At 72.8% G+C, this 23,330-nt stretch carries 21 protein-coding genes; 11 read left to right on the forward strand and 10 right to left on the reverse strand.

The window, feature by feature from the left end; genetic code table 11:
• Position 1: 1 nt before the first annotated feature.
• Positions 2-1,900: a KedN5 family methylcobalamin-dependent radical SAM C-methyltransferase gene (locus tag ACZ4WV_RS22690; protein ID WP_465749474.1), complete on the reverse strand. Its 1,899-nt coding sequence runs from the start codon at positions 1,898-1,900 to the stop codon at positions 2-4.
• Between the two features lie 124 nt (positions 1,901-2,024).
• Here ACZ4WV_RS22690 and ACZ4WV_RS22695 point away from each other — a divergent pair, with 124 nt between their 5' ends.
• Complete coding sequence (locus ACZ4WV_RS22695; protein ID WP_465749475.1) at positions 2,025-2,750, forward strand: thioesterase II family protein; 726 nt, start codon at positions 2,025-2,027, stop codon at positions 2,748-2,750.
• 21 nt (positions 2,751-2,771) lie between these two features.
• Here the strand turns inward: ACZ4WV_RS22695 and ACZ4WV_RS22700 are convergent, their stop codons facing one another.
• The 3 genes from ACZ4WV_RS22700 to ACZ4WV_RS22710 are packed head-to-tail and all read right to left on the reverse strand — an operon-like array spanning position 2,772 to position 6,873.
• Positions 2,772-4,574: an AMP-binding protein gene (locus ACZ4WV_RS22700; RefSeq protein ID WP_465749477.1), complete on the reverse strand. Its 1,803-nt coding sequence runs from the start codon at positions 4,572-4,574 to the stop codon at positions 2,772-2,774.
• Positions 4,571-5,824 carry an FAD-dependent oxidoreductase gene (locus ACZ4WV_RS22705; RefSeq protein ID WP_465749479.1) on the reverse strand — a complete coding sequence of 418 codons (1,254 nt, stop codon included), beginning with the start codon at positions 5,822-5,824 and terminating at the stop codon, positions 4,571-4,573. Before ACZ4WV_RS22705 ends, ACZ4WV_RS22700 begins: the two co-directional genes overlap by 4 nt.
• A complete protein-coding gene (locus ACZ4WV_RS22710) occupies positions 5,821-6,873 on the reverse strand; it encodes a transcriptional regulator (protein ID WP_465749481.1) in 1,053 nt (350 codons plus the stop codon). Before ACZ4WV_RS22710 ends, ACZ4WV_RS22705 begins: the two co-directional genes overlap by 4 nt.
• A 703-nt stretch (positions 6,874-7,576) precedes the next feature.
• Here ACZ4WV_RS22710 and ACZ4WV_RS22715 point away from each other — a divergent pair.
• On the forward strand, positions 7,577-8,491 hold the full coding sequence (locus ACZ4WV_RS22715) for a VOC family protein (protein ID WP_465749485.1): 915 nt from the start codon (positions 7,577-7,579) through the stop codon (positions 8,489-8,491).
• Between the two features lie 184 nt (positions 8,492-8,675).
• Here the strand turns inward: ACZ4WV_RS22715 and ACZ4WV_RS22720 are convergent, their stop codons facing one another.
• Entirely contained in the window at positions 8,676-9,470 is a 795-nt protein-coding gene (locus ACZ4WV_RS22720; protein WP_465749487.1) for an SDR family oxidoreductase, read from the reverse strand.
• A 792-nt stretch (positions 9,471-10,262) separates the two neighbouring features.
• On the opposite strand from ACZ4WV_RS22720, the gene ACZ4WV_RS22725 reads away from it, so the two are divergent.
• Positions 10,263-11,348: a peptidoglycan-binding protein gene (locus ACZ4WV_RS22725; RefSeq protein ID WP_465749489.1), complete on the forward strand. Its 1,086-nt coding sequence runs from the start codon at positions 10,263-10,265 to the stop codon at positions 11,346-11,348.
• Positions 11,349-11,520: 172 nt separating this feature from the next.
• Here ACZ4WV_RS22725 and ACZ4WV_RS22730 read toward each other — a convergent pair whose 3' ends face one another.
• On the reverse strand, positions 11,521-12,420 hold the full coding sequence (locus tag ACZ4WV_RS22730) for a lysozyme (protein WP_465749491.1): 900 nt from the start codon (positions 12,418-12,420) through the stop codon (positions 11,521-11,523).
• Between the two features lie 273 nt (positions 12,421-12,693).
• Here ACZ4WV_RS22730 and ACZ4WV_RS22735 point away from each other — a divergent pair, with 273 nt between their 5' ends.
• Complete coding sequence (locus tag ACZ4WV_RS22735) at positions 12,694-13,290, forward strand: GNAT family N-acetyltransferase (RefSeq protein ID WP_465749492.1); 597 nt, start codon at positions 12,694-12,696, stop codon at positions 13,288-13,290.
• 818 nt (positions 13,291-14,108) lie between these two features.
• Here ACZ4WV_RS22735 and ACZ4WV_RS22740 read toward each other — a convergent pair.
• A complete protein-coding gene (locus tag ACZ4WV_RS22740; RefSeq protein ID WP_465749494.1) occupies positions 14,109-14,750 on the reverse strand; it encodes a hypothetical protein in 642 nt (213 codons plus the stop codon).
• A gap of 129 nt (positions 14,751-14,879) precedes the next feature.
• Between ACZ4WV_RS22740 and ACZ4WV_RS22745 the strand changes: the two genes are divergently transcribed.
• The 4 genes from ACZ4WV_RS22745 (at position 14,880) to ACZ4WV_RS22760 (ending at position 16,864) form a co-directional block, all read left to right on the forward strand.
• A complete protein-coding gene (locus ACZ4WV_RS22745; protein WP_465749496.1) occupies positions 14,880-15,110 on the forward strand; it encodes a hypothetical protein in 231 nt (76 codons plus the stop codon).
• 39 nt (positions 15,111-15,149) lie between these two features.
• The gene (locus ACZ4WV_RS22750; RefSeq protein ID WP_465749498.1) at positions 15,150-15,644 is read left to right on the forward strand and encodes a hypothetical protein; all 495 of its coding nucleotides are present in this window, start codon (positions 15,150-15,152) and stop codon (positions 15,642-15,644) included.
• Between the two features lie 299 nt (positions 15,645-15,943).
• Complete coding sequence (locus ACZ4WV_RS22755; protein ID WP_465749500.1) at positions 15,944-16,336, forward strand: hypothetical protein; 393 nt, start codon at positions 15,944-15,946, stop codon at positions 16,334-16,336.
• Positions 16,337-16,480: 144 nt separating this feature from the next.
• Positions 16,481-16,864, forward strand: coding sequence for a VOC family protein (locus ACZ4WV_RS22760; protein WP_465749502.1), 384 nt, complete (start codon positions 16,481-16,483; stop codon positions 16,862-16,864).
• A 39-nt stretch (positions 16,865-16,903) separates the two neighbouring features.
• On the opposite strand, the gene ACZ4WV_RS22765 is transcribed toward ACZ4WV_RS22760, so the two are convergent.
• A complete protein-coding gene (locus ACZ4WV_RS22765) occupies positions 16,904-17,392 on the reverse strand; it encodes a hypothetical protein (RefSeq protein WP_465749504.1) in 489 nt (162 codons plus the stop codon).
• A 626-nt stretch (positions 17,393-18,018) separates the two neighbouring features.
• Between ACZ4WV_RS22765 and ACZ4WV_RS22770 the strand changes: the two genes are divergently transcribed.
• The 3 genes from ACZ4WV_RS22770 to ACZ4WV_RS22780 all read left to right on the forward strand — a co-directional run bounded on the left by ACZ4WV_RS22770 (position 18,019) and on the right by ACZ4WV_RS22780 (position 21,150).
• The gene (locus tag ACZ4WV_RS22770) at positions 18,019-18,453 is read left to right on the forward strand and encodes a hypothetical protein (RefSeq protein ID WP_465749506.1); all 435 of its coding nucleotides are present in this window, start codon (positions 18,019-18,021) and stop codon (positions 18,451-18,453) included.
• Between the two features lie 122 nt (positions 18,454-18,575).
• Positions 18,576-20,435: an NACHT domain-containing protein gene (locus tag ACZ4WV_RS22775; protein ID WP_465749508.1), complete on the forward strand. Its 1,860-nt coding sequence runs from the start codon at positions 18,576-18,578 to the stop codon at positions 20,433-20,435.
• 436 nt (positions 20,436-20,871) lie between these two features.
• A complete protein-coding gene (locus ACZ4WV_RS22780) occupies positions 20,872-21,150 on the forward strand; it encodes a DUF6193 family natural product biosynthesis protein (protein ID WP_465749510.1) in 279 nt (92 codons plus the stop codon).
• Positions 21,151-21,347: 197 nt separating this feature from the next.
• Here ACZ4WV_RS22780 and ACZ4WV_RS22785 read toward each other — a convergent pair whose 3' ends face one another.
• On the reverse strand, positions 21,348-22,412 hold the full coding sequence (locus tag ACZ4WV_RS22785; RefSeq protein ID WP_465749511.1) for an SDR family oxidoreductase: 1,065 nt from the start codon (positions 22,410-22,412) through the stop codon (positions 21,348-21,350).
• Between the two features lie 98 nt (positions 22,413-22,510).
• Entirely contained in the window at positions 22,511-23,104 is a 594-nt protein-coding gene (locus ACZ4WV_RS22790; protein ID WP_465749512.1) for a TetR/AcrR family transcriptional regulator, read from the reverse strand.
• Positions 23,105-23,330 lie beyond the last annotated feature (226 nt).

A 23,330-nucleotide genomic window follows, 5' to 3' on the forward strand; every position in this document is an offset into this window, starting at 1 on the left:
CTCAGAACGCCGCGCCGGCCGGCCGGGGCTCGCCCATGAAGTGGACGATCTCCTCGTGGTTCGTGGAGCGCACCGCGTTCAGCGCGCCGCTGCGGTAGTAGAGGTCCAGACAGGTCGGGTCGGGTCCGAGGTCCGGCTCCTGCCCCGCCCGCATCAGGGCCAGGGCCGCCGGGACGTTGTGGCTGAACGTCACCCCGGCGCGCCGGAAGTAGCCTCGGCCCGCCACCTCCTCGACCAGCGCCTCCTGGTCCGCCACGACCGGCTGGGTCAGCAGGTCGTAGCGGAACACCTCATCGAGGAACGCCCGGTGCTCCGCGCCCAGCCGCGGGCTCACCGCCTCGCTCCACCACCGTTCGAGCGCCGTGCGGCCCGCCCGCTCGGTGAACAGGTAGCCGATCGCCGCCGCGTAGGCCGGGGCGCCGCCGCCGTGGGCCCGCGCGGCCGCCTCGCGCAGCGGCGCGGCCTCGGGCGCCGGGGTGGTGTCGATCCAGTCGGCCAGGCTGTCCAGGACCTCGGACTGGGTCCACCCGGCCAGCCGCCGCAGCGGCAGCCAGCAGTGCCGCAGCACGGCGTTCTCGGCCACCACGCGGGCCCAGAACAGGAAGCGCTGCATCCGGGCGTTGTCCTCGAAGGTCATGGTGCGGTGCGCCAGCACGTACTCGAAGTCGTCGTGGTCGCCGCGCAGCGCGACGATCCCGTGGACCTCCTTCTGCTCCGAGTACTCCGTGTTGGGCAGCAGCATGATCGGGTAGACGGCGATCCGCGAGACGTGCTCGGCGAGTTCGTCGTAGCCGCGCAGGAAGGACTCGACCGTCTCGCCCGGCGCGCCCCAGATCAGCTCGGCGTAGCAGTCCAGGCCCTCGCGGCCGAGCCACTCGACCAGCTCCCGCCAGTCGTTGACCTTCATGTTGCGCCGGCGCATCGAGTCCAGGGCGTCCGGGCTGAGCGACTGCAGCGCGAGGGTGAAGGAGCTGCGCAGCCCGGCCTTCTTCATCCGCCGTACGATCTCGTAGAACACCTTGGACTTGTTCTTCGCCCAGGACGTCTCGAAGGCCCGGGGAAATCCCAGCCGCCGGTTGACGGAGATCAGGTCCTCGACCAGTTCGAGGTCGATCGGCAGCATCCCGAAGTTCGCGTCGCAGGCCACCACGGTGTGGACGCCGAGTTTGCCGAAGAGTTCGAGTTCGGCGCGCAGCCGTTCGCGCGAGAAGGCCCGCACGCGCTGCCCGACGGCGCCGCCCCAGTAGCAGAAGGCGCATTTGTACGGGCAGCCGCGGTTGGTCTCGATCAGGGCGACGTCGTAACGGAAGTTCCCGGCCCCGTCGAGCAGGTCGATCGCGCCCGTCAGGAAGGGGGAGGGAATGATGTCGAGGTTCTCGATCCGGGGCCGGTCGGGGGTGGTCACGACGGTGCCGTCGGCACGCCGGAAGGATATCCCGGCGACGTCGTCGAGTTCGTGCCGGGAAAGGCCGTCCCGGCGGGCCCGGACCAGCTCCGGGAACGTCAGCTCGCCCTCGCCGTTGACGATCACGTCGACCTCCGGGTGGAGCCGGAACACCCGCTCCGCCTGGCCGCTGACGTGCGTGCCGCCGAACACCACCCAGCCGTCCGGCTGCAATTGGCGGTAAGTCGCGGCGAGTGCCCCGAAGGCCCGCACGTTCCAGCCCAGGACGGAGAATCCGACGAGGTCCGGGAGCTCCCCCCGGAACAGCCGGTGGGCCATCTCCCCGTGCGTGACCCGGCCGCGGAAGTTGCAGATCTCGACCGCCGTGCGGGACCGCAGTCCGGGATCCTCCTGAATCATGGCCTTCAGGTATCCGGAGGCCAGCGGCATGGATTCCAGCGGCATGTCCCAGACGCCCTGCTGCACGAGTGCCACCCTGAGCTGCGGACCATGCATTCAGCGCTCCAATTCTCCACGTCGGACGGTTCGGGAGAAAGTCTGAAGGCTGGCGGCAGAGGGGTAAAGCCGCGTTTGACCTTACGGCGGACAGTGGTCGACGGAATTTCCTATCATGCCGTCCATGGGAAAACATCGATGGCTGGTGGAGATATCCGGGCAGCCCTCCGCCGGAACGGTGCTGTACGCGTTTCCGCACGCCGGGGCGGGCGCCGCCGCGGTCAAGCCGCTGTGCCGGGAACTGGGCGACGTCTGCCAGGCGGTGGCGGTGCGGCTGCCCGGGCGCGAGTCGCGGATGGACGAGGAGGCGTACACCGAGCTCGAGCCCCTGTGCGACGGCCTCGCCGAGCAGGTGGCCGCGCACGCGGACGGGCGTCGGCTGCTGTTCTACGGCCACTGCGGCGGCGCGGTGTTCGCCTACGAGACGGCCCGTCGGCTGCCCCCGGGCCGGCTGGCCGGTTTCGTCCTGTCGGCCCAGCAGGCCCCGGACCGGATCCCTCCGGTCCACACCTGGCGGCTGCCCGACGAGGAGTTCCTGACCCAGGTGGCGCGGGACGGCTACCTGCCCGAGGCGGTCCTGCGCCAGCCCGAACTGCGCGAGCTGGTCCTGCCCGCGCTGCGGGCCGACTACGAGGCCATCGAGCGGCACGCCTACACGGCCGATCCGATCGCGGCGCCGGTGCTCGCCCTGCTCGGCGTGGCGGACCGCTCGGTGGCCGAGGAGGACGTGGCGGCGTGGTCGCGCTTCACCACCGGCGGGTTCCGTCTCGACCTGCTGCCCGGCGGGCACAACCTGCTGCTGGAGGACGCGGGCGCGGTGGCGGCCGTGCTGCGGGCGGAACTCGCCTGAGGGGTGGGGGCGGTGACCCGGTCAGCTGCCCGGGCCGCCGTCCACCCCCTCGGCGCCCACCGCCTCGCCGCACAGCACCGGTCCGACCAGCACCCGCCCGGCCACCACCCGTCCGCCCAGCGTGCCCGCCGCGAAGGCGTCCCACATCGGCCGCCGCCGGGGCTTGCCGCTGGACGTGCGGCGGATCAGGCCGGGCGGACCGGCCACCACCACGACCTCCGCCCCGTCCAGCCGGCGCCGTAGCCGCTCGACGGCCGCCGCGACCCAGCCCCCGGTCCGACCCTCGACCACCGCCACCGCCGTGTCCACGCCGTCCAGGACGCCCAGCAGCACGGCCGGGCGCCGGTGCCGCAGCTCCGCGATGCCCGTCAGCACCGCCTCCAGGTCCTCGGCGAAGACGGTCCGGGCCCGCTGCTTCAGGCTGTCCCCGAGGCGACCGAGGACGTAGAGCTGACCTTCGTACAGGAAACCGCTGTCCCCGGTGCGGAGTCCGGCGGGTCCGAAGGCGGTGGGGTCGGGGCCGGGGCCGGTGGTGGCGCCGGCTCGGAGGTAGCCGTCGGCGATCGAGGGCCCGGCGCAGACGATCTCGCCGACCCGGCCCGGCGGCAGCTCCCGACCCCGGTGGTCGACCACCCGGACCCGGCCGTCCGGTAGCAACGGCTCCCCGCAGCCTACGAGTTCGAGCCGTCGTTCCGCCGGGACGTCCGGGCCGGCCGGCCGGATCGGCCGGCCGCTGCGCAGCGTGCCCCGGTCCACCCGCAGCGTGCGCGGCTCCTGCGTCAGCGGCGTGCCGGTGACGGCCAGGGTGGCCTCGGCCAGTCCGTAGGCCGGCAGCATCGAGGCGGCCCGGAACCCGTGCGGCGCGAGCAGCTCGACGAAGCCGGAGAGGATGGCCGGATCGATCCGCTCGGCACCGGTGATGACCGCCCGCCACCGGCGGAAGTCCAGCCCCGCCAGCGCCTCCGGACGGACCCTGCGCAGCACGTGGGCCAGCCCGAACGCGGGCGTCGCGGTGAGCCGCGCGCCGTGCTCGCCCTCGCCGAAGCAGCGCAGCCAGGTGAGCGGTGAGCGGACGAAGTCGTCGGGGCGCATCACCCACAGCTCGCTGCCGGTGGTCACCGGGGTGAGCAGGCAGCCGACCAGTCCCATGTCGTGGTGGAACGGCAGCCAGCTGGCGGTGGGGTCGTGCGGCCCCATGCGGAGCCAGCGTCGGACGGCGGCCAGGTTGGCCTCCAGGGCCCGCGCGGAGACCGCCACCGCGCGGGCCGGGCCGCTGGAGCCGGAGGTGAACTGGACGAGTGCGGGCGCGGGCCGCCCCGCCGGGGCGGTGTCGGCGGCGCAGCCGTCGGACCACGCGGCGGCGAGGTCCAGCACGGGGGCGGCGCCGGGCGGGCGCAGCCGCTCGGCGAGGCTGGGGACGGTCCGGCCGGGGCCCGGTCGATCGTGGCCCGGCGCGCGGGCACCGGCCGGATCGCTGCCGGTGAGGATCACCGTGGGCCGCAGGACCGTGAGCTGGGCGGCGAGCCGGTCGCGGTACGCCGTGTCGTCCTGGAAGGTGGCCGGGGGCGCGATCGGCGCCGGCACCGCCCCGCACAGCAGCGCGCCGAAGAAGGCCGCGACGAACTCCGGCCCGGAACCGAGCACCAGGGCCACCGCCCGGCCCGGCCGCACGCCCGCCGCCCGCAGCCGTCGGGCCACGGTGTGGGCGGCGGCGGCCAGTTCGGGGTACGGGTGCCGCGACCACGTGCCCTCCGGCCGGAGGAAGCGGATGCCGCGATCCGGGTCCGGCGCGTGCAGCCAGTCGAGCAGCCCTCCTGCCGTCACCGGGTGTCCGTGGCGGTGCGGGAGGCGGTGCGGGGGAGCAGTTCCTCCAGCCTGCGGGCTCCGGCGAAGACGCCGAGCAGCCGCCCGGCCGCGACGCGGTCCTCTCCCGCCTGCCGCACGGCGGCGGTGAGGTGCTCGTCGGCCCCGGTCAGCGCGGCCTGGCGGCAGGCGAACTCGAACATCGCGGCGGAGCCCGCGTCCCGCCGGGCCTGGTAGCGGGCCAGGGCCCGGTCGGGCGGCAGCTTCCCGGTGAGGGCGTCGTGCAGGGCGGCGGCGAGGTTCTCGGCGTCGGTGAAGGCGTCGGAGATGCCGCGGGCGGCGATCGGGTCCTTGTGGTGGCCGGCGTCGCCCGCCAGGGCCCAGCCGGGGCCGTGGGACTGGCGGTAGTAGTTGCGCAGGCCGGCGGCGCCGTGCACCCGGCCGGTGAGTTCGGCCGCGTCGATCCGTTCGGCGGCGCCGGGGAAGCCCGCGAGCGCGTCGAGGTAGCCGCGCCGCCGGTCGCGTCCCCAGGCCCGGAAGGCCTCGCGGCGCAGGCTGAGCGCGACGACGGTGCGGCCGTGGTGGGTGGGCCACATCGACAGGCCGCTGCCCGGCCGGAAGTGCGCCTCGACGCCGGCCACCGGCAGTCCGCTCCAGTAGGCGTACGCGGTGGCGGCGAGCGGGCCGCGGTCCACCAGCATGGGGGCGCCGACGGCCCGGGCGACGGTCGAGTTGCGTCCGTCGGCCCCGACCACCACCCTGGCCCGGACGGTGAACCGGCCGCCGTCCGCGGTCTCGGCGAGCACGCCGGTGACGGGGGCGGCCCCGGCCGGCTCCCGGAGCACGTCCCGTACGGTGACGCCCTCGCGCAGGTCGGCGCCGGCGGCGCGGGCGGCGTCGGCGAGCAGCCGGTCCAGCACGGTGCGGCGCGGTGCGTAGGTGACGGCCGGACCGGTGGCCGTGTCGTGGGAGGTGGGCGCGCCGCTGAGGGCGAGGCCGCCGAAGTCCAGGCTGACGCGTTCCAGCGGCGGACAGCCGGTGGCGGTGAGGGCGTCCAACAGGCCCCAGCGGGCGAGCCGTTCGACGCCGGGCCGCTGCACCCAGTGGGTGGACATGGTGTCGCTGGGGAAGCGGTCGCGCTCCAGCACCAGCACCCGGTGCCCCTGCCTGGCCAGCAGCATCGCCAGCGGGGCGCCCGCGCACCGGGCGCCGACCACGACCACGTCGACCTCGGTTCCGGGGAGCGGCGGTTGCGCCGGAGCGGTGTTCAACTGACGCCCGTCCGCGCTTGAACCGCCCCGGCGGCCCGGGCGTCCTCGCCCCGCTGCAGGCTGTCGGCCAGCGACTGGAGGATCCCGGCGCACCCGGCGCTCAGCTCGACGACCGACACCCGGCAGTGCGCGGGCAGGCGCCGGGCGATCTCCTGCTGTTCGCGGACCACCGCGTGACAGGCGTCGAACATCCGCAGCAGCGTGCGGCCCGTCTCGTTGAAGCGCAGCGACGGATCCTTGCGCAGCCGGTCGAACAGCCCGGCCAACTCCGCCGGGGACTTGGGCTCCTGGCCCCGGGTCGGGGCCTCGCGCGCCGGCGCACTCCGCTCGGCCCCGCCGCGCCGCCGGGCCGGCACCGGGTCCTCGCCGCGGCGCAGCCGGTCGCGCACGTCCGCGGCGGTGGCCGGCGAGATGCCGGCCTCCCTGGCTATCTGGCGCAGCGAGGCCTGGGGGTTGCGGGCGATCAGCTCGACGGCCCGTTCGCGCCCCTGGGCGCAGTCCAGCGGCCGGGAGCGGCCGTCGCGGCCGATCCGGCTGGTGAGTTGGGGCAGCTGGGACACCTGCTCCTGGCGCAGTTCGGCGACCTTCTTGGCGGACAGCCCGGCGACCGAGGCGACCATCCGGTCCGACCAGGCGGGGTGCGTGGCGAAGATCCGCCGGGCGGCCGAGCTGCGGTCGGCGAGCGAGAGCGGCAGCCCGTGCTTGATGTTGGCGGCCACCGAGAGCAGGAAGACGTCCGCCTCGCTGCCCTGGAAGAAGCGGACCTCGATCTCCTGCTGACCGCGCAGTTCCGCCGCCCGCAGCCGGTGCATGCCGTCGACCACCCGCATCGACGGCTGGTGCACCAGGATCGGCGGATAGCTGGCGTCGGACGCGGCGAGCAGCCGGACGTGCTCGCCGTCCTCACCGTCCAGTCTCGGCGAGTCGGCGTCGATGAGCGCGCGGATCGGCACGGTGGCGACGGCGGCTCGCTGTAGCTTGTCGTGCCGGAGCGACAGCAGCAGTGAGGTGGGATCGCCGACGGGACAGAAAGGCTGAGTCGTGCTCATCTCGACGCTACTCCCCATGTGTGACGGAACCGTGTCCGGAAACGCGTGCCTGGGTCGGCTCAGGCCGTAACGTGCCCGAAGTCGTTGAGGTTCAGCGGGTATTCCAATTCCTGGGAGCGATCCGTGGATCGGCGCCCGCCGAGCGTCCGCATCCCGCTGTCGCCCCCCGTCAATGTTCCTGACAATGCGTGATTTAGCTGCGAACAGTCAAGTGCCCCGACGTGCCCGGCACAATGCCCCGAACCGGGTGTGAGGCGGCCCGCGGCCGGGTAAGCATGCGTGTTCCCGGGTGCGGCCGGCGCCGGTGGTGGCCGAATCAACGGAAAGCTTCGGTCTATTCCAAAGCGCCGTCGGCGTGGTTCACGCGGATTGGGCGCGCGGTGTGCTCACGGGCGTGGGGTGCCGTGGGCGCGGCGGAGGCGCGGCGCGGGCGGCCGCGCTCGGAGTGGGCCCCGAGCGCCACGGCGGGCGTGCTGACGCCCGCACCGTTCCCGCACGGCCCGCCGCCGGTCGGGCGGTCGGCCGCGCCCGAGCGTGTGTCCGCGCTTTGTGCGAATGCCGGGTGTTCGGTCACCGTCGACTTCCCCGGAAAATCCGCCTAGGGTGCGAAGCGGGTCGAACTCCGGCCACTCCGTTCGAGTTCACCCGTGATTTCCCGCGCTATTCATCTGCGCGAATCATCGCAATGTCTCCAGGGAGCAGCATGGTTCTGCACGTGCGACATGTCGGTCTGGGCGTCCCGGATCTCCGGAGCGCCGCGGAATTCTACGAGAATCGCTGGCAGCTGGAGGTCGTCGAACGCGACGGCGACCGGATCTATTTCGGTGCCGGCTGCCCCGAGAGCCACGTGCTGCGGCTGCGCACCACCGACGAGCCGAGGGTCGACCTGATCGCGCTCGCGGCCGAGTCCGCGGCCGAGGTGGACCGCGTCGCCGCACGTGTGGCCGCCCACCCGCGCGGCCGGCTGCTCGGCGAACCCGGTCCGCGCCAGGACCTCGGCGGGGGCCACGCGGTGCGGTTCCTGGACTGCGACGGCCGGACGGTCGAGGTCTCCGCCGACATGACGGGGCGGGTGTTCACACCGGTGACCGTCGGCGAGACCCGTCCGAAGGGGATCAGCCACGTGGTGCTCAACACCCCTGATATCCAGGTGGCGCGTGAGTTCTACGAGACGGTCATGGGATTCCGGGTGACCGACTGGGTGGAGGACGTCATGTGCTTTCTGCGCACGGGCCCGGTGCACCACACCATCGCGTTCACCCGCGCCCCGCACACCTCCCTCAACCACGTGGCTTTCGAGGTCCACGGACTTGACGAGTTCATGCGAGCCACCGGCTCGCTGATGCGCTCGGGCATTGCCCCGGTCTGGGGACCGGGACGGCACGGCGTCGGACAGAACACCTTCTCCTATTTCCGGGAGCCGTCCTCCGGTTTCGTGCTGGAGTACACCACCGCCGCCCAGGTGATCGACGAGGAACACGGCTGGATCCCGAAAATCTATCCGGCCAACGCCCAGACCACCGACGTCTGGGGCACCGCCAACGCGCGCGACGAACTCGTCTCGGCGGCCCTGATCGGTCGCCCCGACCCCGGCACCTGGACGCCCCCGCCGGTGTGACGGCCGGGGGCCGGGCGCTCCTCCCCGCCGGCGCCCGGCCCCTGTCCCGTCGGCCCCTGTCCCGTCGGCCCCTGTCCCGTCGGCCCCTGTCCCGTCGGCCTCTGTCCCGTCGGCCCCGGCGCCCGGCCCCCGTCCCGTCGGCCCCTGTCCCGTCAGCCCGGCGCCCCGCCCCCGTCCCGCCGGTTCAGCGCACGCCCAGGCCGCCGTCCGGCCGGAGGACCTCGCCCGTCATGCCCCGCGCGTGGTCCGAAGCCAGGAAGCGGTACAGCGGCGCGAGTTGGGCGGGCGTCAGCACCGCGCGCAGCGGGTTGAAGTCGCGGATCACCGCGCTGATCCCGTCCGGATCGCCGAACACCTCCGAGGACCCGTCGGCCCCCACCGCCGCGCGCAGCGCCGTCACGACACCGCCCGGGGCCACCGCGTTCACCCGCACCCGGGGCGCCAGGTCCGCCGCCAAGTGCCGGACCAGCCCGACCGCGGCGTGCTTGGCCATCGCGTAGGCCACCCCCGAACCGTTGCCGCGCACCACGTACGAGGCGTCGGACAGTGTGAACACCATCGCGCCGCGCCGCTCCAGCAGCGGCTCCACCGCCGCCCGGGCCGCCAGCAGGTAGCCCACGACGTCCACGTCGAGCACCCGCCGTGCCAGTTCGGCCAGTTCGGCCCCGGAGCGGTCCCGCAGCGCGACCCCGCCGTCGTGGATCCCGGCATTGCCCACCAGCACGTCCAGCCCGCCGTGGGCCTCCACCGCGGCGCGCACCGCACGCTCGTTGTCCTCGGCGCTGCGCACGTCCCCGAGCACGAGGGTGGCCCCGTCGGGCAGCGGCTTCCGCGGCTCCTCCCGGTCCAGCACCACCACCCGGTGTCCGTACCGCACCAGGTCCTCCACCACCGCCCGCCCGATCCCGGACACGCCACCGGTCACCAGGGCCACCCGGGCCCGCCCTTCGCCCGCTCCGGACGACTGCTGTTCCACCACGGAGAACTCCCCAGGTCCGCACCGATCCGACCTGGCAACGAGTACACCGCCGCCGCACCCGCGTCCAACGCGTTCAACCGCGCCGCGGCAGCCCTCGAACGCCCCGTCCACCCCGCGCCGTTGATCCACCTCGGGCGGGCCGCTAACCTCGGCCCAGCGGGGTCGGCGCGTCCTCTCCGGATGCCCGGGTAGGGGCGCCGCTCCAGGCCGCGGCCCGTCCCGCCCGGCCGTCCTGAACCGCGCCACGCCGTCGGCGCGGCCCGATGCCCGATCAGCGAGTCGCGGGCGGCGAGGGCCATGCCCGAGGGCCGCTCGACCCGTGAAGGGGAAGGCCCGGTTCCATGAGCGCCGACGGGTCAGAGCCGGCACCCGTCCGCGCCCAGACGCGCTCAGACGCGCTCAGACGCGCTCAGACGCGCTCAGACGCGTCCCGACGCCTCTCCGGGCGTCTCAACACGTCTCAGGGCGAAGATGGGACGTTTGAGACGGGGTTCTCCATGGCTGCCGAGGCCGGGGCCGAACTAGGTTCGGGGTCCGCACGTTCGACAGGCCCCGACCAGCCGGTGGCACCCTCGCCCTCGCGCCGTCCTCGGTCTGTCCGCAGCGCCAGCCTCCGCCGCCCAGCCCGGCGCGGCTCGCACGTCGCCGCTGCGGAACGCGCTGCACAGAGCAGGTTCTGACTCCCCCTGCCCGAATTCAGCGCGGCCCTCCGTCCGTCGAGTACGTCGAGCGCCGGAGGGTGAAGCACCATGCCCTTGACTGACCCGTCATCACGAGCCTGGAGATCCTCCTGTGAGCACCCTTCCCCCCACCCGGCGCCGGTTGTCGCTGGGCCTGGCCCTGGCGGCCGTACTGACGGGCGCCGGCGCGTACACCGCGTCGGCCGCACCCGCCACGGCCGCGCCGGCCCCGGTCCCCCTCACCTCCCCGGCCTGCCCCGCCGATCTCCAGCAGGGCGAGACCGACGGCTGCGTCACCCAGCTCCAGCTGGAGCTCGACCTGACCGGTGCCCGGATCACCGTGGACGGGCGGTTCGGGCCGGCCACCGACGCGGCCGTGCGCACCTTCCAGGCGGCGCACGCGCTGGGTGTCGACGGGATCGTCGGTCCGGCCACCAAGTCGGCGCTGGACGCGGCGGCCGCCGCTGCCTCCGGCCCCGTGGACCTGCGCACCCAGTGCGGCGACCTTCGCACCGGCGCAACCGGTGCGTGCGTCACGACCCTCCAGACGATGCTGAACACCTTCGGCGCGGGCCGCCTCACGGTGGACGGCCAGTTCGGACCGGCCACCGACACGGCCGTGCGCAACTTCCAGGCCTCACACGCCCTGCCCATCAACGGGATCGTCGACACGGCCACCAAGGACGCCCTGTACGGCAGTACGCCGACCCCGCTGCCCAGCGGGCCCGTCGACCCCGCCAAGGTTCTGAACGCGGCGAAGTCCTACCTGGGCGTCCCGTACGTGTGGGGCGGCGGCCACTCGCTGCGCGGGGAGGGCCCCGGCCCGTCGCTCGGTACCTGCGACGGCTACACCGGCTCGATCCAGCCCTGCCCGGCCGACACCACCGCCGGCCTGGACTGTTCGGGACTGGTCCGCGCGGCCTACTGGTTCGGCGCGGGCATCGACCTCGCCAACGGCGGTGACACCGACCAGCAGACCCTGGACAAGCACCTCACCCTGATCACGGAGTCCCAGCGCCGGCCCGGCGACCTCGAGTACTTCGGCACGGGCGCGCACACCACCACCCACGTCATCCTCTACGCGGGCACCGACCCCGCCACCGGCGCCGACATGATGTACGAGGCCAAGGAGACGGGCAGCAACGTCCACTACGTCGGCCTGCGCACCGGCGGTTACTGGTACCACGTCACCGCCTGACCGGGCACTTCGCTCGCGTGGGTCGTCGGCGGCCGCACCCTCCACCCAGGGCGGTCCGCTTCGTCCCATGGGCGGGAACGGCCGAAGCCGTTCCCGCCCGGCGTCCGTCAGGTCATCCGCCCCGTCCGGGAAGCCACTGGCGCGACGGTCGCATCACCACGCGGGCCGCGGGCTAGCCGAGCGCGAGCGCGCTCAGGCGGTCGGTGGCGCCGTTGAACAGGTCCTGGTCACCGGGGAAGGTGCCCGAGTCGGCGTACTGCCAGAAGGTCTGATAGCCCCAGCCGTTCGGCAGGGTGCCGACGGTGGGGGCGTAACGGGCTATCCACAGTGGGTTGGTGGCGCCGAAGCCGCCGTAGTTGCCGGTGCAGGTCGACCACCAGTTGGTGGTGGTGTAGATCGTGGGGTAGCGGCCGGTGCGGGAGTGCACGGTGTCGCTGAAGGAGCGGATCCAGCTGACCATGGCGCTCTGGCTGAGGCCGTAGCAGGTGGCGCCGTACGGGTTGTACTCGATGTCCAGGGCGGGCGGCAGGGTCCTGCCGTCGGCGGACCAGCCGCCGCCGTGGTCGACGAAGTAGTCGGCCTGGGCGGAGCCGGAGGAGTTGTTCGGCAGCGCGAAGTGGTAGGCGCCGCGGATCAGGCCGGTGTTGTAGGAGCCGTTGTACTGCTGGGCGAAGGAGGGGTTGGTGTAGCTGGTGCCTTCGGTGGCCTTGACGTAGGCGAAGCGGGCGCCGCCCGCCGCCACCGAGGGCCAGTTGACGTTGCCCTGGTAGCTGGCGACGTCCAGGCCCGCCGTCTGGGTGGCGGCGAGCGACGCGGCGGGCGCGGCGCCGGAGCGGCCCTCGTGGGCGGCGACGGTGGAGCCGGCGAAGTCGCGGTCGGGGTGGAAGGCCGTACGGCCCTCGGCGACAGGGGCGACAGGGGCGATGGGGGCGGGTCCGGCCGCGTAGGCGGGTGCGGCGACGCCGGCGACCAGGGTGGTCGCGGCGGCGAGCGCGGCCGCGAGGGGCAGCCGGCGGCGGGAAGTGGATCTGGTGGTACCGGTGGGGCGGGCGGAGCGGGAAGAGCGGGGCATGGACACTCCTCTGGTTCCGTGCGGTCAGCCCGGGGCCGGACGGCCCAACGGGCCCGGTACGACCGGTGGTTGGACCGGTCGGGGAGCAGGTTAGCCATGTACCCGCCAGCTCCGCCAGGCCTCCACGGCCACATCCTGAACCCGCGTCACACGGCGCGGGACGCCGTGGCCGGGCACGCGGGTGGCCGGTTTCCGTGGTGCGGGCACCGAGGTCCGTGCCGAAAGCGCTGTGGCACCATGCCCGGACGTCGACTTTCGAGGAGAGGAACCGCCATGTCCGAGACCGCCACCGGGCCCGCCGGGAAGCCCGTCTTCCGCCGGGCGACCGCCGCCGACGTCCCGGCGCTGGTCGCGCTGGTCGAGTCCGCCTACCGGGGCGAAGCCAGCAAGGCCGGCTGGACCACCGAGGCGCACCTGCTGGACGGGCAGCGCACGAACCCCCAAAGCGTCACCGAGGCCGTCGAGGACCCGGACGGCGTGGTGCTGGTAGCCGAGCGGGGCGGCGAGCTGATCGCCTGCTGCCAGCTGGAGCGGCGCGGGGACCGGGCCTACTTCGGCATGTTCTCGGTACGCCCCACCCTGCAGGGCGGCGGCATCGGCCGGATCGTACTGGCCGAAGCCGAGCGGGTGGCGCAGGAGTGGGGCGTCCGGCTGCTGGAGATGAAGGTGGTCGAGCAGCGCGCGGACCTGATCGCCTGGTACGAGCGGCGCGGGTACCGCCGTACCGGCGTCTACAGCCCGTTTCCGTACGGGGACGAGCGCTTCGGCATCCCGCGCCGGCCGGACCTGCGCTTCGAGCAGCTCATCAAGGAGCTGGGGGGCGCCCTGAGGGCGGGGACGTGTCCTGAAGTCGGCGGGGACGTGTCCTGAAGGCGGCGGGGCGCCCTCGCGGTCAACCCTCGTCACGTTTGTCGCCCTCGTCGCCGTGGCCGTCGGTGGCGCTTCGCTGGGGCTGGGCCTGCGCGGGTCGGCGCGGGCCTGCGTTGGACGGCGGTCTCCGGGCCGTCGTCTCCTTTCCACCTTCGCGAGCGGCAGCCGTGGCGCCGACCGTCCCACACGACCGCACCTCGCCCTTCACGGGCGCTGCCGGTCTGCTGCCGGCAGGCGCCAGCCGGCCGGCTGGCCCTGCGCCGGACGCCTCTCGTACGCCTGGTACCTCTGACACCGGCCGGTGCTGACCATCGCCCTGCCCCGGGTCCGCCCGGTTCGCGCTCATCGCGCTGCCCGCCTGGCTAGACCTGCGCCGGGTGGAGCGGGCGCTGCACCACGATGGCCGTGATCGTCGCGCTCACCGCCGCCCCGCCTAAGCCCTTGGCGTGCCGACGCTGCTCGCCTCGGCACCCGGCCAGAGCTTCGAGGAGAGCTCGTCCCGATGGCCGCCCTCAACCGCTACGGCAGCCGGCGGAACGGACCGTCCGCCGGGCCCGCACCCCGGCCGCCTCGCGGCGCTCGTCGCCCCGCCCGCCTGCCCGCCTGCCCGCCTCACCGACACCCGAGGCCGGGCAAGCACATCCCCATCTGCCGCGCCGCCTGCGACGGTCGTACCCACGCCTGCTGCTTTCCTCACGAAACCGCCGCCGAGCCGGTCCCCCCTGCTCGGCGGCGGCCCCGTCGCGGTGAGCCGACACCCCGGGCCAGGGTGTCCGTGATGTGGGCCGGTGGCGCCACCCAGCCCCTGGGCCGGCCGCTCAGCCGTAGATGCTGTGGCAGAGACGGGCCTGCTCCGACCCCGTGGGCCAGCGGCCGACGCGTTCCGCCTGGTCACAGATGGTGCCCGGGCCGAAGGCGGGGGCCGAGCCGCCCGCGGACGGCGGGGCCGGGTGGGCGGACGGGGTCGGGTGCGTCGTGTGGCCGGGCTTCGGGTGCGGGCCGGCCGTGGCGCGCTGGGTCTCGGACGGCTCCGGGGCCGTCGGCTGAGTCGTCGGCTGGCCCGGCGGCTGGATCGCCGTCTCGCCCATCCCGTCCATTCCGCCCATCCCGCCCAACTGGGTGATCGCCGGGACCGGCGGCGGCAGCGGGGACGGCGCGGGCCTCGCCGCCGGCGGGGAGACCGGCAGCAGCTCAGTCGGCGTCGCGGTGGAGGGGGAGGCGCCCGGCACGGCCACCACCCGGACGTCGTCGCCCGAGCCCGGTTCGCACATCACCAGGACGGCGGCCAGCACCGCGAGCGTCCCGCCCGCCGTCACCGCCCAGACCTTCCGGGAGCGGCGCCGCGGTGGCGGGGGCGCAGGGGCGATCGGCGCCCCCGGTGGCGGTGGAGCGGGGACCGGAGGCGGCTGCCAGGCGTTCGACGGCCACTGCCACTGGTCTCCGGTGGGCTGCCCAGTCATGTCCTCGTCCTTCCAGAGCGCCCCCCGCCGTATCTTTCCCATGCTCAACGAGCGGGCGGTCGCCGGGACATGACCCGGAAGAGGGGTCTGAAGGGGCGCTGATTGCCGTCGCCCCACATGCTGGGGGTCATGGAGACCAACAGCACATCCACGCCCCTGGTCGAGGTGGCCGAGTTCCGGACCGACAGCCGCTACCGCCTCGTCCACTTCGAGGGCCACGGCTGGGAGCCGCTCGCCCCGGAGGAGTTCGAACCCCGCCTCCACCAGCTCTTCCCGGATCTCGACCCGCGCGACCCACTCCGGGTGCACTGGGCCGACCGCCCCTGGGAATGGCCCGCCTGGCACCCCGGCGAGGCCTGAGCGGCCGATCACCGACCCGCCGTTCGATAGGCTTTCCGGGTGAGTGTCGATCACTTCTGGCGCCGCCTGCCTGGGCACGCTGCGGACACCTGCTCGCCGCAGGAACTCGGCGAGCTCGTCCCGCGCCACCGCGACGGCCGGTACGACCGGCTGGCCGCCGCCGGACTCGCCCTCGGCGTCCGGCGGACGGCCGTCCTGATGGAACTCGCACTCACCGAGAACGGCCTCCACCCCGACCCGGCCGCCCGGCTGCCCGTCTACGGAGGGGCGCGCCGGGATCAAGGCTCCGAGGTGCCGGTGCTGAGCCCCGGACAGGTCGCGGCCGCCTCCCTCTTCCTGCGCGACTCCGCGCTCGGCGAACTCGTCCGCCAGCAGAACACGGTGCTCGCCCGCACGGTCGCGCGGCTCGACTACCCGACGCCCTGGTCCGAGTCCTGGGCCGCCCGGGTCGTCGACGACCTCCGCGAGCTGCGGGACTTCTTCGCGGGCGCAGCGGCCGCGGGCGACGCCGTGGCCGTCCGCGAGGCGCCGTAACCCGCCCGCCCGCCCGGCCGTCCGGGCACTGCACTGGACCGAGCTGGTCTTCGATGGTGTCAGGTGTCAGACCCTTGTCGCCTGTCACAGGCGGGCCAGGGTGACAGCCGGCGGTGGTGGTCAGCGTCCCGCCGAATCCGGTGGCGGGAATCCCGTCCGGGCCGTTCGCCGGGCGGTGTCAGGTGTTGTCAGTTCCCGTCAGACGGTATCGAACGACGCGGGCGATCCGGTCAGCTGTGTCCCGCCGCCGAGCTCGACCGGGCGGCACGGCAGCGGTTCGACCGGACAGGGGAGTTCACATGATCAAGGGCGTTCTCAAGAGGATCGGCCGCCGCGGCGCGACCGCGGCGGCCGTCCTGGCGGTCGCGGCCGGTGCGGTCGGCGTCTCGGCGGGCAGCGCGGCCGCCGACGGCTGGTACGCACTCCGCTACCACGCGAGCGGCCACGGTGTGGGCGTCTACTCGCAGCCGTACTCCTGGACGGCCAAGGTCGCCGGCGACGTGTACTCGTACTCATGGTCCTCCGACGAGATCTACCTCGAGTGCTGGACCAGGGGCGAGAACATCAACAACCAGGGCAACGTCTGGTACCAGGTGGGCGGCACCAACGGCAACTTCTTCGGAACGGCGTACGTCTACGGCGCCTACGCAGACGGCAACTGGTACTTCCACAACGGCCTGCGGGAGTGCTGACGGCCGGCTGACCGCGTCCGCCGCCCCGCCCCCCGCGCACTCGGGCGGGGCGGCACCATCTCGTAACGCGCCGACAACCTGATCATTCAAGCTGACGGCAGCCCACGGTGGCGTCCCGCACGAAGGCAGGGAAGACTCGCGCGCATGGTCTCGGTAGTGCAGAACGTGGCGATCGACTGTGCCGACGCCTACGAGCTGGCCCGCTTCTGGAGCCGCGTGACCGGCCGCCCGCTCCACCCGGACGACAAGCCCGGCGACCACGAGGTCCAGCTCATGCCGGCGGAGGGCCCCACGCTCTACTTCAACCAGGTGCCCGAGCCCAAGACGGTCAAGAACCGCCTCCACCTGTGCCTGCGCCCCGAGACCTCCCGCGATCAGGAAGTCGCCCGCCTCCTCGACCTCGGCGCCACCCTCGGCGCCGACCACCGAAACCCCGACGGCTCCGGCTGGGCAGTCCTCGCCGACCCCGAAGGCAACGAATTCTGCGTCCTCCGCAGCAACTCCGACCGGACCGCCGCGACCCCCTGACCCTCGCAGCCCCGGTCCACCCCGTCGCAGCCGACCAGCTCAACCACCGCACCCAGCCACCCCCGCGTCGCCGAGCTCGCACGCCTGCACGCCGTCTACAGCGGGGAGATCGGCCTTCCGCCCGAACGCGGCCGCGAGAACGGCTGGGAGATCGGCCCCGGGCACGGCGGCGCGCAACTCCGCGAGGACGTCGGGAAAGTCGGCGTCATCGATGAGTCCCAGATGCTCCTGGCGCAAGCGGTGGATGACCTCGACCAGTTCAGGCCGCAGCCGCATCCAGGCGCGGGACCTCCGTATCTCATCCGCAACCTGGTCCATGAACCAGCGCATGACCTCGAACGGGATGTCCAGATGCCGTCCCCGCGGATCGAAGCACACCGTCGGCTCACGTGCCGGATCCTCGTCAGGCACGACCGCGGTCACAACGGCCCGTTGCTCCCGGACGAGGTCCAGCTCCAGATACCAGGCGTCGTCAGCCACGGAGTACATCGCGGTGATCGCGTAGTCGCTGTGGGGGCGGTTGACCATCGTTCTCAAACCTTCCGATCGATCAGCGGCGGTGTGGTGTGACCTCGACGTCCCAGGCGTTGACGCTCTCGCTCGGATGCTGCTCGGCGATCCCTTCGCCGGTGCCGGTACCGCAGGTACAGCTACCCCTCAAGGCGAAGCCAGAGTGACCAGCGACCGCTCCTCGCCAGCGCACTCATGCCCAGCCGAGGCCACCTTCAGCAGACCCCTCCCGACCAGGTCAGCGGCGAACAGCTCCGCACTACCGATCACCGGCCGATGTTCGCACGGCCCGACAGGCAGGGCACGCGAATTCCTGACCGCCGACTCGGCTGGCGACCATCGACGATTGAGAGGAGATGGCGGAACCACGCGGTGCCCATGTCGGCTTGCCCATGACCTCATTGAGCTGGCCTGCAGCATCATCTGCCTCCGGCAAACTCGGGACGGCGCTCTGAAAAATGATCAGTTACTCCAACGGCCAGGTCCGACCGGCAGGCTCACCGGGCGCTCGACTTCTCAACTGCTCTGGAACAGCGCCGGGTCTGCGCATCTCCCCGGGATCCGAGTAGTCCAATCCGGCGTACTGGCAACGGTGTCACCCGTAGAGTGAGGTGACCGAATGGATGGGACGACCGGAGGTGGGCATGGACCAGATAGCAGTGGATCTACTGACGAGGCTCGCTGCAGGCGCCGCAGGTGAGATCGGCAAGCAGATCTGGGCCGGCCTGTCAGCCTTGGTCCGCCTTCCGTTTCGTCGCAGTGATGGGGCGTCAGCTCCTGAGCTCAGCTCCGGCGAGGCGGAGCTGGTAGCCCTGGAGCGCGAACCCGGTATTCCCGAGCGGGCGCAGCACCTGAGCACCGCGCTGGCGGTGCGCTCCGCGCTCGACCCGGACTTCCGCAGTGCCCTGCAGCACTGGCACGAGCAGGCGAAGGTGCAGCTCGTGCAGGCCGGTACCGACGGAACGAGCAGCCATATCTCCGGCGGAACCTTCAACGCACCGGTCCAGCAGGGCCGGGACTTCTCGAACGTCTCCTTCAATCTCGCCGCCCCACCGCCCGTCAGGCCGTCAACGGACTGACCGGACGCGGGGCGGAGGGGCTCTGAGCATTGATGGAGCGATGGCGACGCCTGCTCCGGGCGTGGAGCGGGCGCCCGGCGGGCACCGTCAACAACATCAGCGGTGGTGAGTTCAACGCCCCGGTGATCCAGGCCGAGACGGCCAAGGTGACCTTCAGGAACCTTCGCCCCGGGCCCCGTGAATGGGCGGCGGAACTCGCCGCGCAGGTGTACCAGCTGGAGGGCGCCGAGTGCCGCCGCCTGCTCGGGCATGCCGACAAGCGGTTGGACCTGGAGTACACCCGCGTCGCCCAGCCCGGCCGGGAGGCGCGCAACGCCGGGCCGACCGGTCGGCAACTGGCCGACGCGGAGGGTGTCGCGGGCATCGTCCGGTACTACCGTGAACTCGCCCCAGGCCGGCTGGTCGTCACCGGGGCCGCCGGAGCGGGCAAGACGGTGCTCGCGATGGAGCTCATGATCGCGCTGCTCGAACAGCGCCAGGCTGACCATCCCGTGCCGGTCCGCATCCCTCTCGCCGACTGGCCCACCGGGGTAGGACTCACCGATTTCCTGACGGATGTTCTGCACAAAACGTACCGCTGGTCCAAGCGGAAGGCGTGGCGCCTGGTCAACGATGGCTGGGTGCTGCCCGTGCTCGACGGCCTGGACGAGATGGACCCTCCCCGGGGGAACGGCAAGCCAGATCCGGCGGCTCCCCGCGCCCGGGCGGCCCTGCGCGGGATCAACGGTTACTACTTGGGTCTACGGCCCGGCCCGGTCATCCTCACCTGCCGTGGCGATACCTATGACGTGCTCGCCACGGGCCACGGCTCCGCGGAGTCCAGCCGACTGCTCGATGCCGCGCGGGTCCAGGTGGACAAGGTTCGGCGCGCCACCGCCCTCGCCTACCTCACCGAGCGCGCCGCCGACCAAGCGCGCTGGCACAAGCTGCTCGCCTACCTGGAGAAGCGGCCCGACGCACCGCTCGCGGTTCTCCTCTCCACCCCGTGGCGGCTGTGCCTGGTAGCAACCGTCTACGGCGCCGACGGCCACCCCGACGAGCTCACCAGGTTCCGTACGGCTGACAAGCTCGACCAGCATCTGCTCTCCCTGTACATCCCCGCCCTGCTGAAGCCGGACCCCACCCAGCCGAGTATCGATCCGCCGCGCTACCCACCGGCGGACGTCCACCGTTGGCTCCACCAACTCGCCCACTATCTGCAGACCAGCGGTGACGACGGTGGGCCCCGCACGGTGCTTACCCTGCACGAGCTCTGGCGGATGATGCCGAGAAAATCACGGCTCTTGCAGAACATGATGATCGTGGGGGGCTGGATGGCCATCGATTTCCTCACCGGCCTCCTTCCGCTGCATCAAAAATATTCGGCAGCGGGCGAGATGACGGACAAGACCTTGGGGTTCGGGGTGCCCGGCCTGCTCGCTGCCTCCACACAGTTCTGGCGGAACCCACGAAGCCTGGGAACCGGTGCCAGAATGTGGTCGCAGCCGGTATGGACCGTCCTGCAACTGACGGTACTCAGCGGTCTCGCCCTCCTCATGCAAGCCCACAGCTGGCACCTCGGGCTGTCCTCGACCGCCCTCCTGCCGCTGTACGTGCTCGTGCTGGGCACCCACGTCAACCCCTCCCGCCCGGCCCGCTCCCCACGCAGCGTGTTGCGCGACGATCTGATGGCAGGCGTGGTCACCGGCACGCTGCTGGGCCTCATCTCACCCTTCGGGCAGGGCCACGACGCCCATGACCTCGCCATCCTCGCCGTTGCCGAGGGCGCGCTCATCACCGTGAGCTTCACCGGTGGCCTGTCACAGCTCCACCTGGCGTTCGTAGTGACGGCCTGTCGAATACTTCCCTTCCGCCTCGGCACCTTCCTGGACTGGGCCACCGACCTCGGCCTCCTGCGCCTGGCAGGTCCCGCCTACCAGTTCCGCCATCGCGAACTGCAGGACTGGCTGGCCACCACCCCGCTACCCCCTGGTGGGCGTTGATCCGGTGGTTGCGTCCGTCCGATCGACGCGGCTTCGGCGAGGAGAACTGCTCAGGCGGATCGCGTGAGGTTGAATGCCCACCACACCGCCGACTCACCTGCGTTCGGCTCGATGCATCGGTGGCTGCCAGCACTCAGCGAGGAGTCGGCACAACCCCGGCGCCCCACTGCCCGACGTCGTATCACTTGATCGGCACGGACCGGAGTCCCCCAGCTCCCACTGAGGCACCGACATCGAACCTGGTTGGCACCTTCAACGGGCCGCCATCGGCGGCACGAGGTGGTCGAGTCCGCGCGCTGCCCGTCGCGGCCTCGATCGAGCGGGGCAGCATGACGGCCTGCTAGGCGCGGACAGCGTCGCTGCCGGCGGGTTCGGTGCCGACACCCCGCCCGAACGGATCGCCGAAGCCACCGTCCACCGCGACCCCACCCTCGGCATGGCCTTCGATCAGGCACCTGTGGCGCCACAAGGCTCCCGCGGAGAAGGACTTCATATCTGGCAGCGTCTGCCGTGCCTGGCACCATTCTATCCCTGGACCGTGCAGGCCGGATCGATCGAGCCCCTGCACAACGGACGGTTCAGGGTTCGCCGGCGCAATCCCGTCGCCCTGATCGGCGAAGTCGAGACCGCTGAAGAGGCCGTGACTCTAGCGCTTGAACTACTGCCCAGTGGTTCCGATCCCGTCATGACCGCCTCTGCAGACGCGCACCTGTGACCAGGTGCGGCCACACCCTCAGCACCAGTACCTGCGGTCTCTGCCCACGATCGTTCACCAAAGAGCGGTCAGAACCAGAAAGTCGGTCCCGTCGACTTCCTGTGCGGCGGTGGGGTGTTCGTTGGGGGTGTGGGGTGGCCGTTGTTGGGGTTGGGATGCGTGGGACGTCGGGCGGGGCGACTTCCTGCGTGGGGAGGTCAGTGGTCGCCGGAGGCGTCGAGGGTGAGGCGGGTGGACCAGCGGTGGAGGGCGGGGACGACGGGTGGGTGGGTGAGACCAGCTGCCGCGGACAGGTGGTCGGCGGAGGAGGTGTCGTAGTGGTCCTCGGAGAGGAAGGTGAGGGTCTCCGGGTCGGCTCCCGTGAGGGCGCGGGGGAGGCGGCGGACGAGGGGGACCGGGATGAGGCCGCGAGGTGGGCGGACGCCGAGGTGGGTGGCGAGGAGAGTGATCAGGTCGGGCAGGAGGGGGGTGGCAGGGTCCAGGACGGTGTGGGCCGCAGCGGCGGTCTGGTCGTGGGCGGGGACGGCGGCGAGGAACCGGGCCAGGTGGTCGACGGTGACGACGGGCAGGAAGGTTCGCCGGTTGCCGGGCAGCAAGGGGAGGCGGCCGCGGTGGAGTCGGCGCACGAGCTGGGCGAGGCCGAGGTACTGGCCGGCCTCGCCGGTCTGTGAGTGGCCGATGACGCTGCTCGGGTTGACGGTGGTGAGCGGGACGCCGAGCCGGGGCGCGGTGACGCGGACGGCGGCGTCGCCGAGCTGTTTGGACGCCTCGTAGGCGCCGAGGTGGGCGTAGAGGTCGGCGGTGGCGCTGGCGTCGAGCGGGTAGCGGGGGTCGGGGTCGCGGCCGACCCGGTAGCCCGAGAGGTGGACCAGGCGGCGCAGCCGAGGCCGGGTGGCGGACCAGTTCAGCGCGTGCAGTGCGCCGAGGACGTTGGGGGGTTCGGCTTGGGCGCGGGTGAGGCCGAACTCGTAGCGGGCGGCGAGGTTGTGGACGTCGCGGACCTCGGCGAGCCGCTCGTCGTCGTCCGGGGTGAGGCCGAGGCCGGGACGGGTGAGGTCGGCGGTGACGGTGGTCAGTGCCGTGGTGTCGGCTCCGTGCTCGCGCAGCCATTGGCGGAGGGCGGCGCCGCGTGAGGGGTCGCGGACGGCGGCGGCCACGGGCTCACCGCAGGTGAGAAGTTCTAGGAGCAGCCAGCGGCCGAGGAAGCCGGTGGCGCCGAGGACCAGGGTGCGCGGCGGTGGTGGAAGAAGGGTGGCGGTCATCGATAAGGTCTTTCTGTAGACCGGTCTGCATATTTTTGGCTGAAAGAAAGACGCGCCACCGACCGGCGGTGCGCCCCAGGAGCTACCTCATCAGGACCCTACGGGCGGCGGCCGGACCTCTTCGTGCCGATGAGGTGGAGGGCGGCGTGCCGGGCGTCGTCCAGCGGCTCGCGGCTGCGCCTGACCGACGCCAGCAGCACCGCGCCCTCCATCAGGGCGAGCGCCTGCCCGGCGGCGACTTCGGCCTCGGCCGGCCGGAAGCCCTCGGCCGTCAACTGCTCGGCCAGAATCCGCTGCCAGCCGTCGTACACCTCGGCGCAGACGGCCCGCAGCGGCTCGTTGGTGCCGGCGACCTCGAGGGCGACGGTCGCGATGGGACAGCCCTTGGTGTAGTCGGACCGCGCCAGGCGCTCGGCGAACACCTCGGTGAGGCGCTGGATGAGCGCGGCGGCATCGGCCCCCTCGGCGGCCGGCGCCGACAGCAGGTCGGCGACCTCCTGGCCGGACTGGATCAGTGCGGCGGCGACCAGTTGGTCCTTGCCGCCGGGGAAGTGGAAGTAGAGGGAGCCGCGCGGCGCGCCGGTGGCGGCCAGGACCTGGTTGAGGCCCGTGCCGAAGTACCCCTGCTGCTCGATCAGTTCCCGGGTGCCGGCGATCAGCCGGGCCCGGGTCTCCTCGCCCTTGGCTCCCATGCGGGAGACTGTAGACCGGTCTGCATATTTTGTCGACGCCTTCCGGTCCGGTCCCGAGCCACCCAGCCGCCCGCAGAGCAGGCCGCCGGGGGGGGGGGGGGGGGGGGGGGGGGGGGGGGGGGGGGGGGGGGGGGGGGGGGCGGGGGGGGGGTTGGGGGGGGGGGGGGGGGGGGTGGGTGTTGGGGGGGGGGGGGGAGAGCCGAGTGGGGGGCACGGGGGCCAGCGA

Source organism: Kitasatospora sp. NPDC029312, from assembly GCF_055569215.1.

Bases quoted from the DNA above. Each gene is read 5' to 3' on its own strand.
- ACZ4WV_RS22690 (WP_465749474.1), bottom strand. From the start codon at position 1,900: ATGCATGGTCCGCAGCTCAGGGTGGCACTCGTGCAGCAGGGCGTCTGG.
- ACZ4WV_RS22695 (WP_465749475.1), top strand. From the start codon at position 2,025: ATGGGAAAACATCGATGGCTGGTGGAGATATCCGGGCAGCCCTCCGCC.
- ACZ4WV_RS22710 (WP_465749481.1), bottom strand. From the start codon at position 6,873: ATGAGCACGACTCAGCCTTTCTGTCCCGTCGGCGATCCCACCTCACTG.
- ACZ4WV_RS22715 (WP_465749485.1), top strand. From the start codon at position 7,577: ATGGTTCTGCACGTGCGACATGTCGGTCTGGGCGTCCCGGATCTCCGG.
- ACZ4WV_RS22730 (WP_465749491.1), bottom strand. From the start codon at position 12,420: ATGCCCCGCTCTTCCCGCTCCGCCCGCCCCACCGGTACCACCAGATCC.
- ACZ4WV_RS22735 (WP_465749492.1), top strand. From the start codon at position 12,694: ATGTCCGAGACCGCCACCGGGCCCGCCGGGAAGCCCGTCTTCCGCCGG.
- ACZ4WV_RS22740 (WP_465749494.1), bottom strand. From the start codon at position 14,750: ATGACTGGGCAGCCCACCGGAGACCAGTGGCAGTGGCCGTCGAACGCC.
- ACZ4WV_RS22745 (WP_465749496.1), top strand. From the start codon at position 14,880: ATGGAGACCAACAGCACATCCACGCCCCTGGTCGAGGTGGCCGAGTTC.
- ACZ4WV_RS22755 (WP_465749500.1), top strand. From the start codon at position 15,944: ATGATCAAGGGCGTTCTCAAGAGGATCGGCCGCCGCGGCGCGACCGCG.
- ACZ4WV_RS22760 (WP_465749502.1), top strand. From the start codon at position 16,481: ATGGTCTCGGTAGTGCAGAACGTGGCGATCGACTGTGCCGACGCCTAC.
- ACZ4WV_RS22765 (WP_465749504.1), bottom strand. From the start codon at position 17,392: ATGGTCAACCGCCCCCACAGCGACTACGCGATCACCGCGATGTACTCC.
- ACZ4WV_RS22770 (WP_465749506.1), top strand. From the start codon at position 18,019: ATGGACCAGATAGCAGTGGATCTACTGACGAGGCTCGCTGCAGGCGCC.
- ACZ4WV_RS22780 (WP_465749510.1), top strand. From the start codon at position 20,872: ATGGCCTTCGATCAGGCACCTGTGGCGCCACAAGGCTCCCGCGGAGAA.
- ACZ4WV_RS22785 (WP_465749511.1), bottom strand. From the start codon at position 22,412: ATGACCGCCACCCTTCTTCCACCACCGCCGCGCACCCTGGTCCTCGGC.
- ACZ4WV_RS22790 (WP_465749512.1), bottom strand. From the start codon at position 23,104: ATGGGAGCCAAGGGCGAGGAGACCCGGGCCCGGCTGATCGCCGGCACC.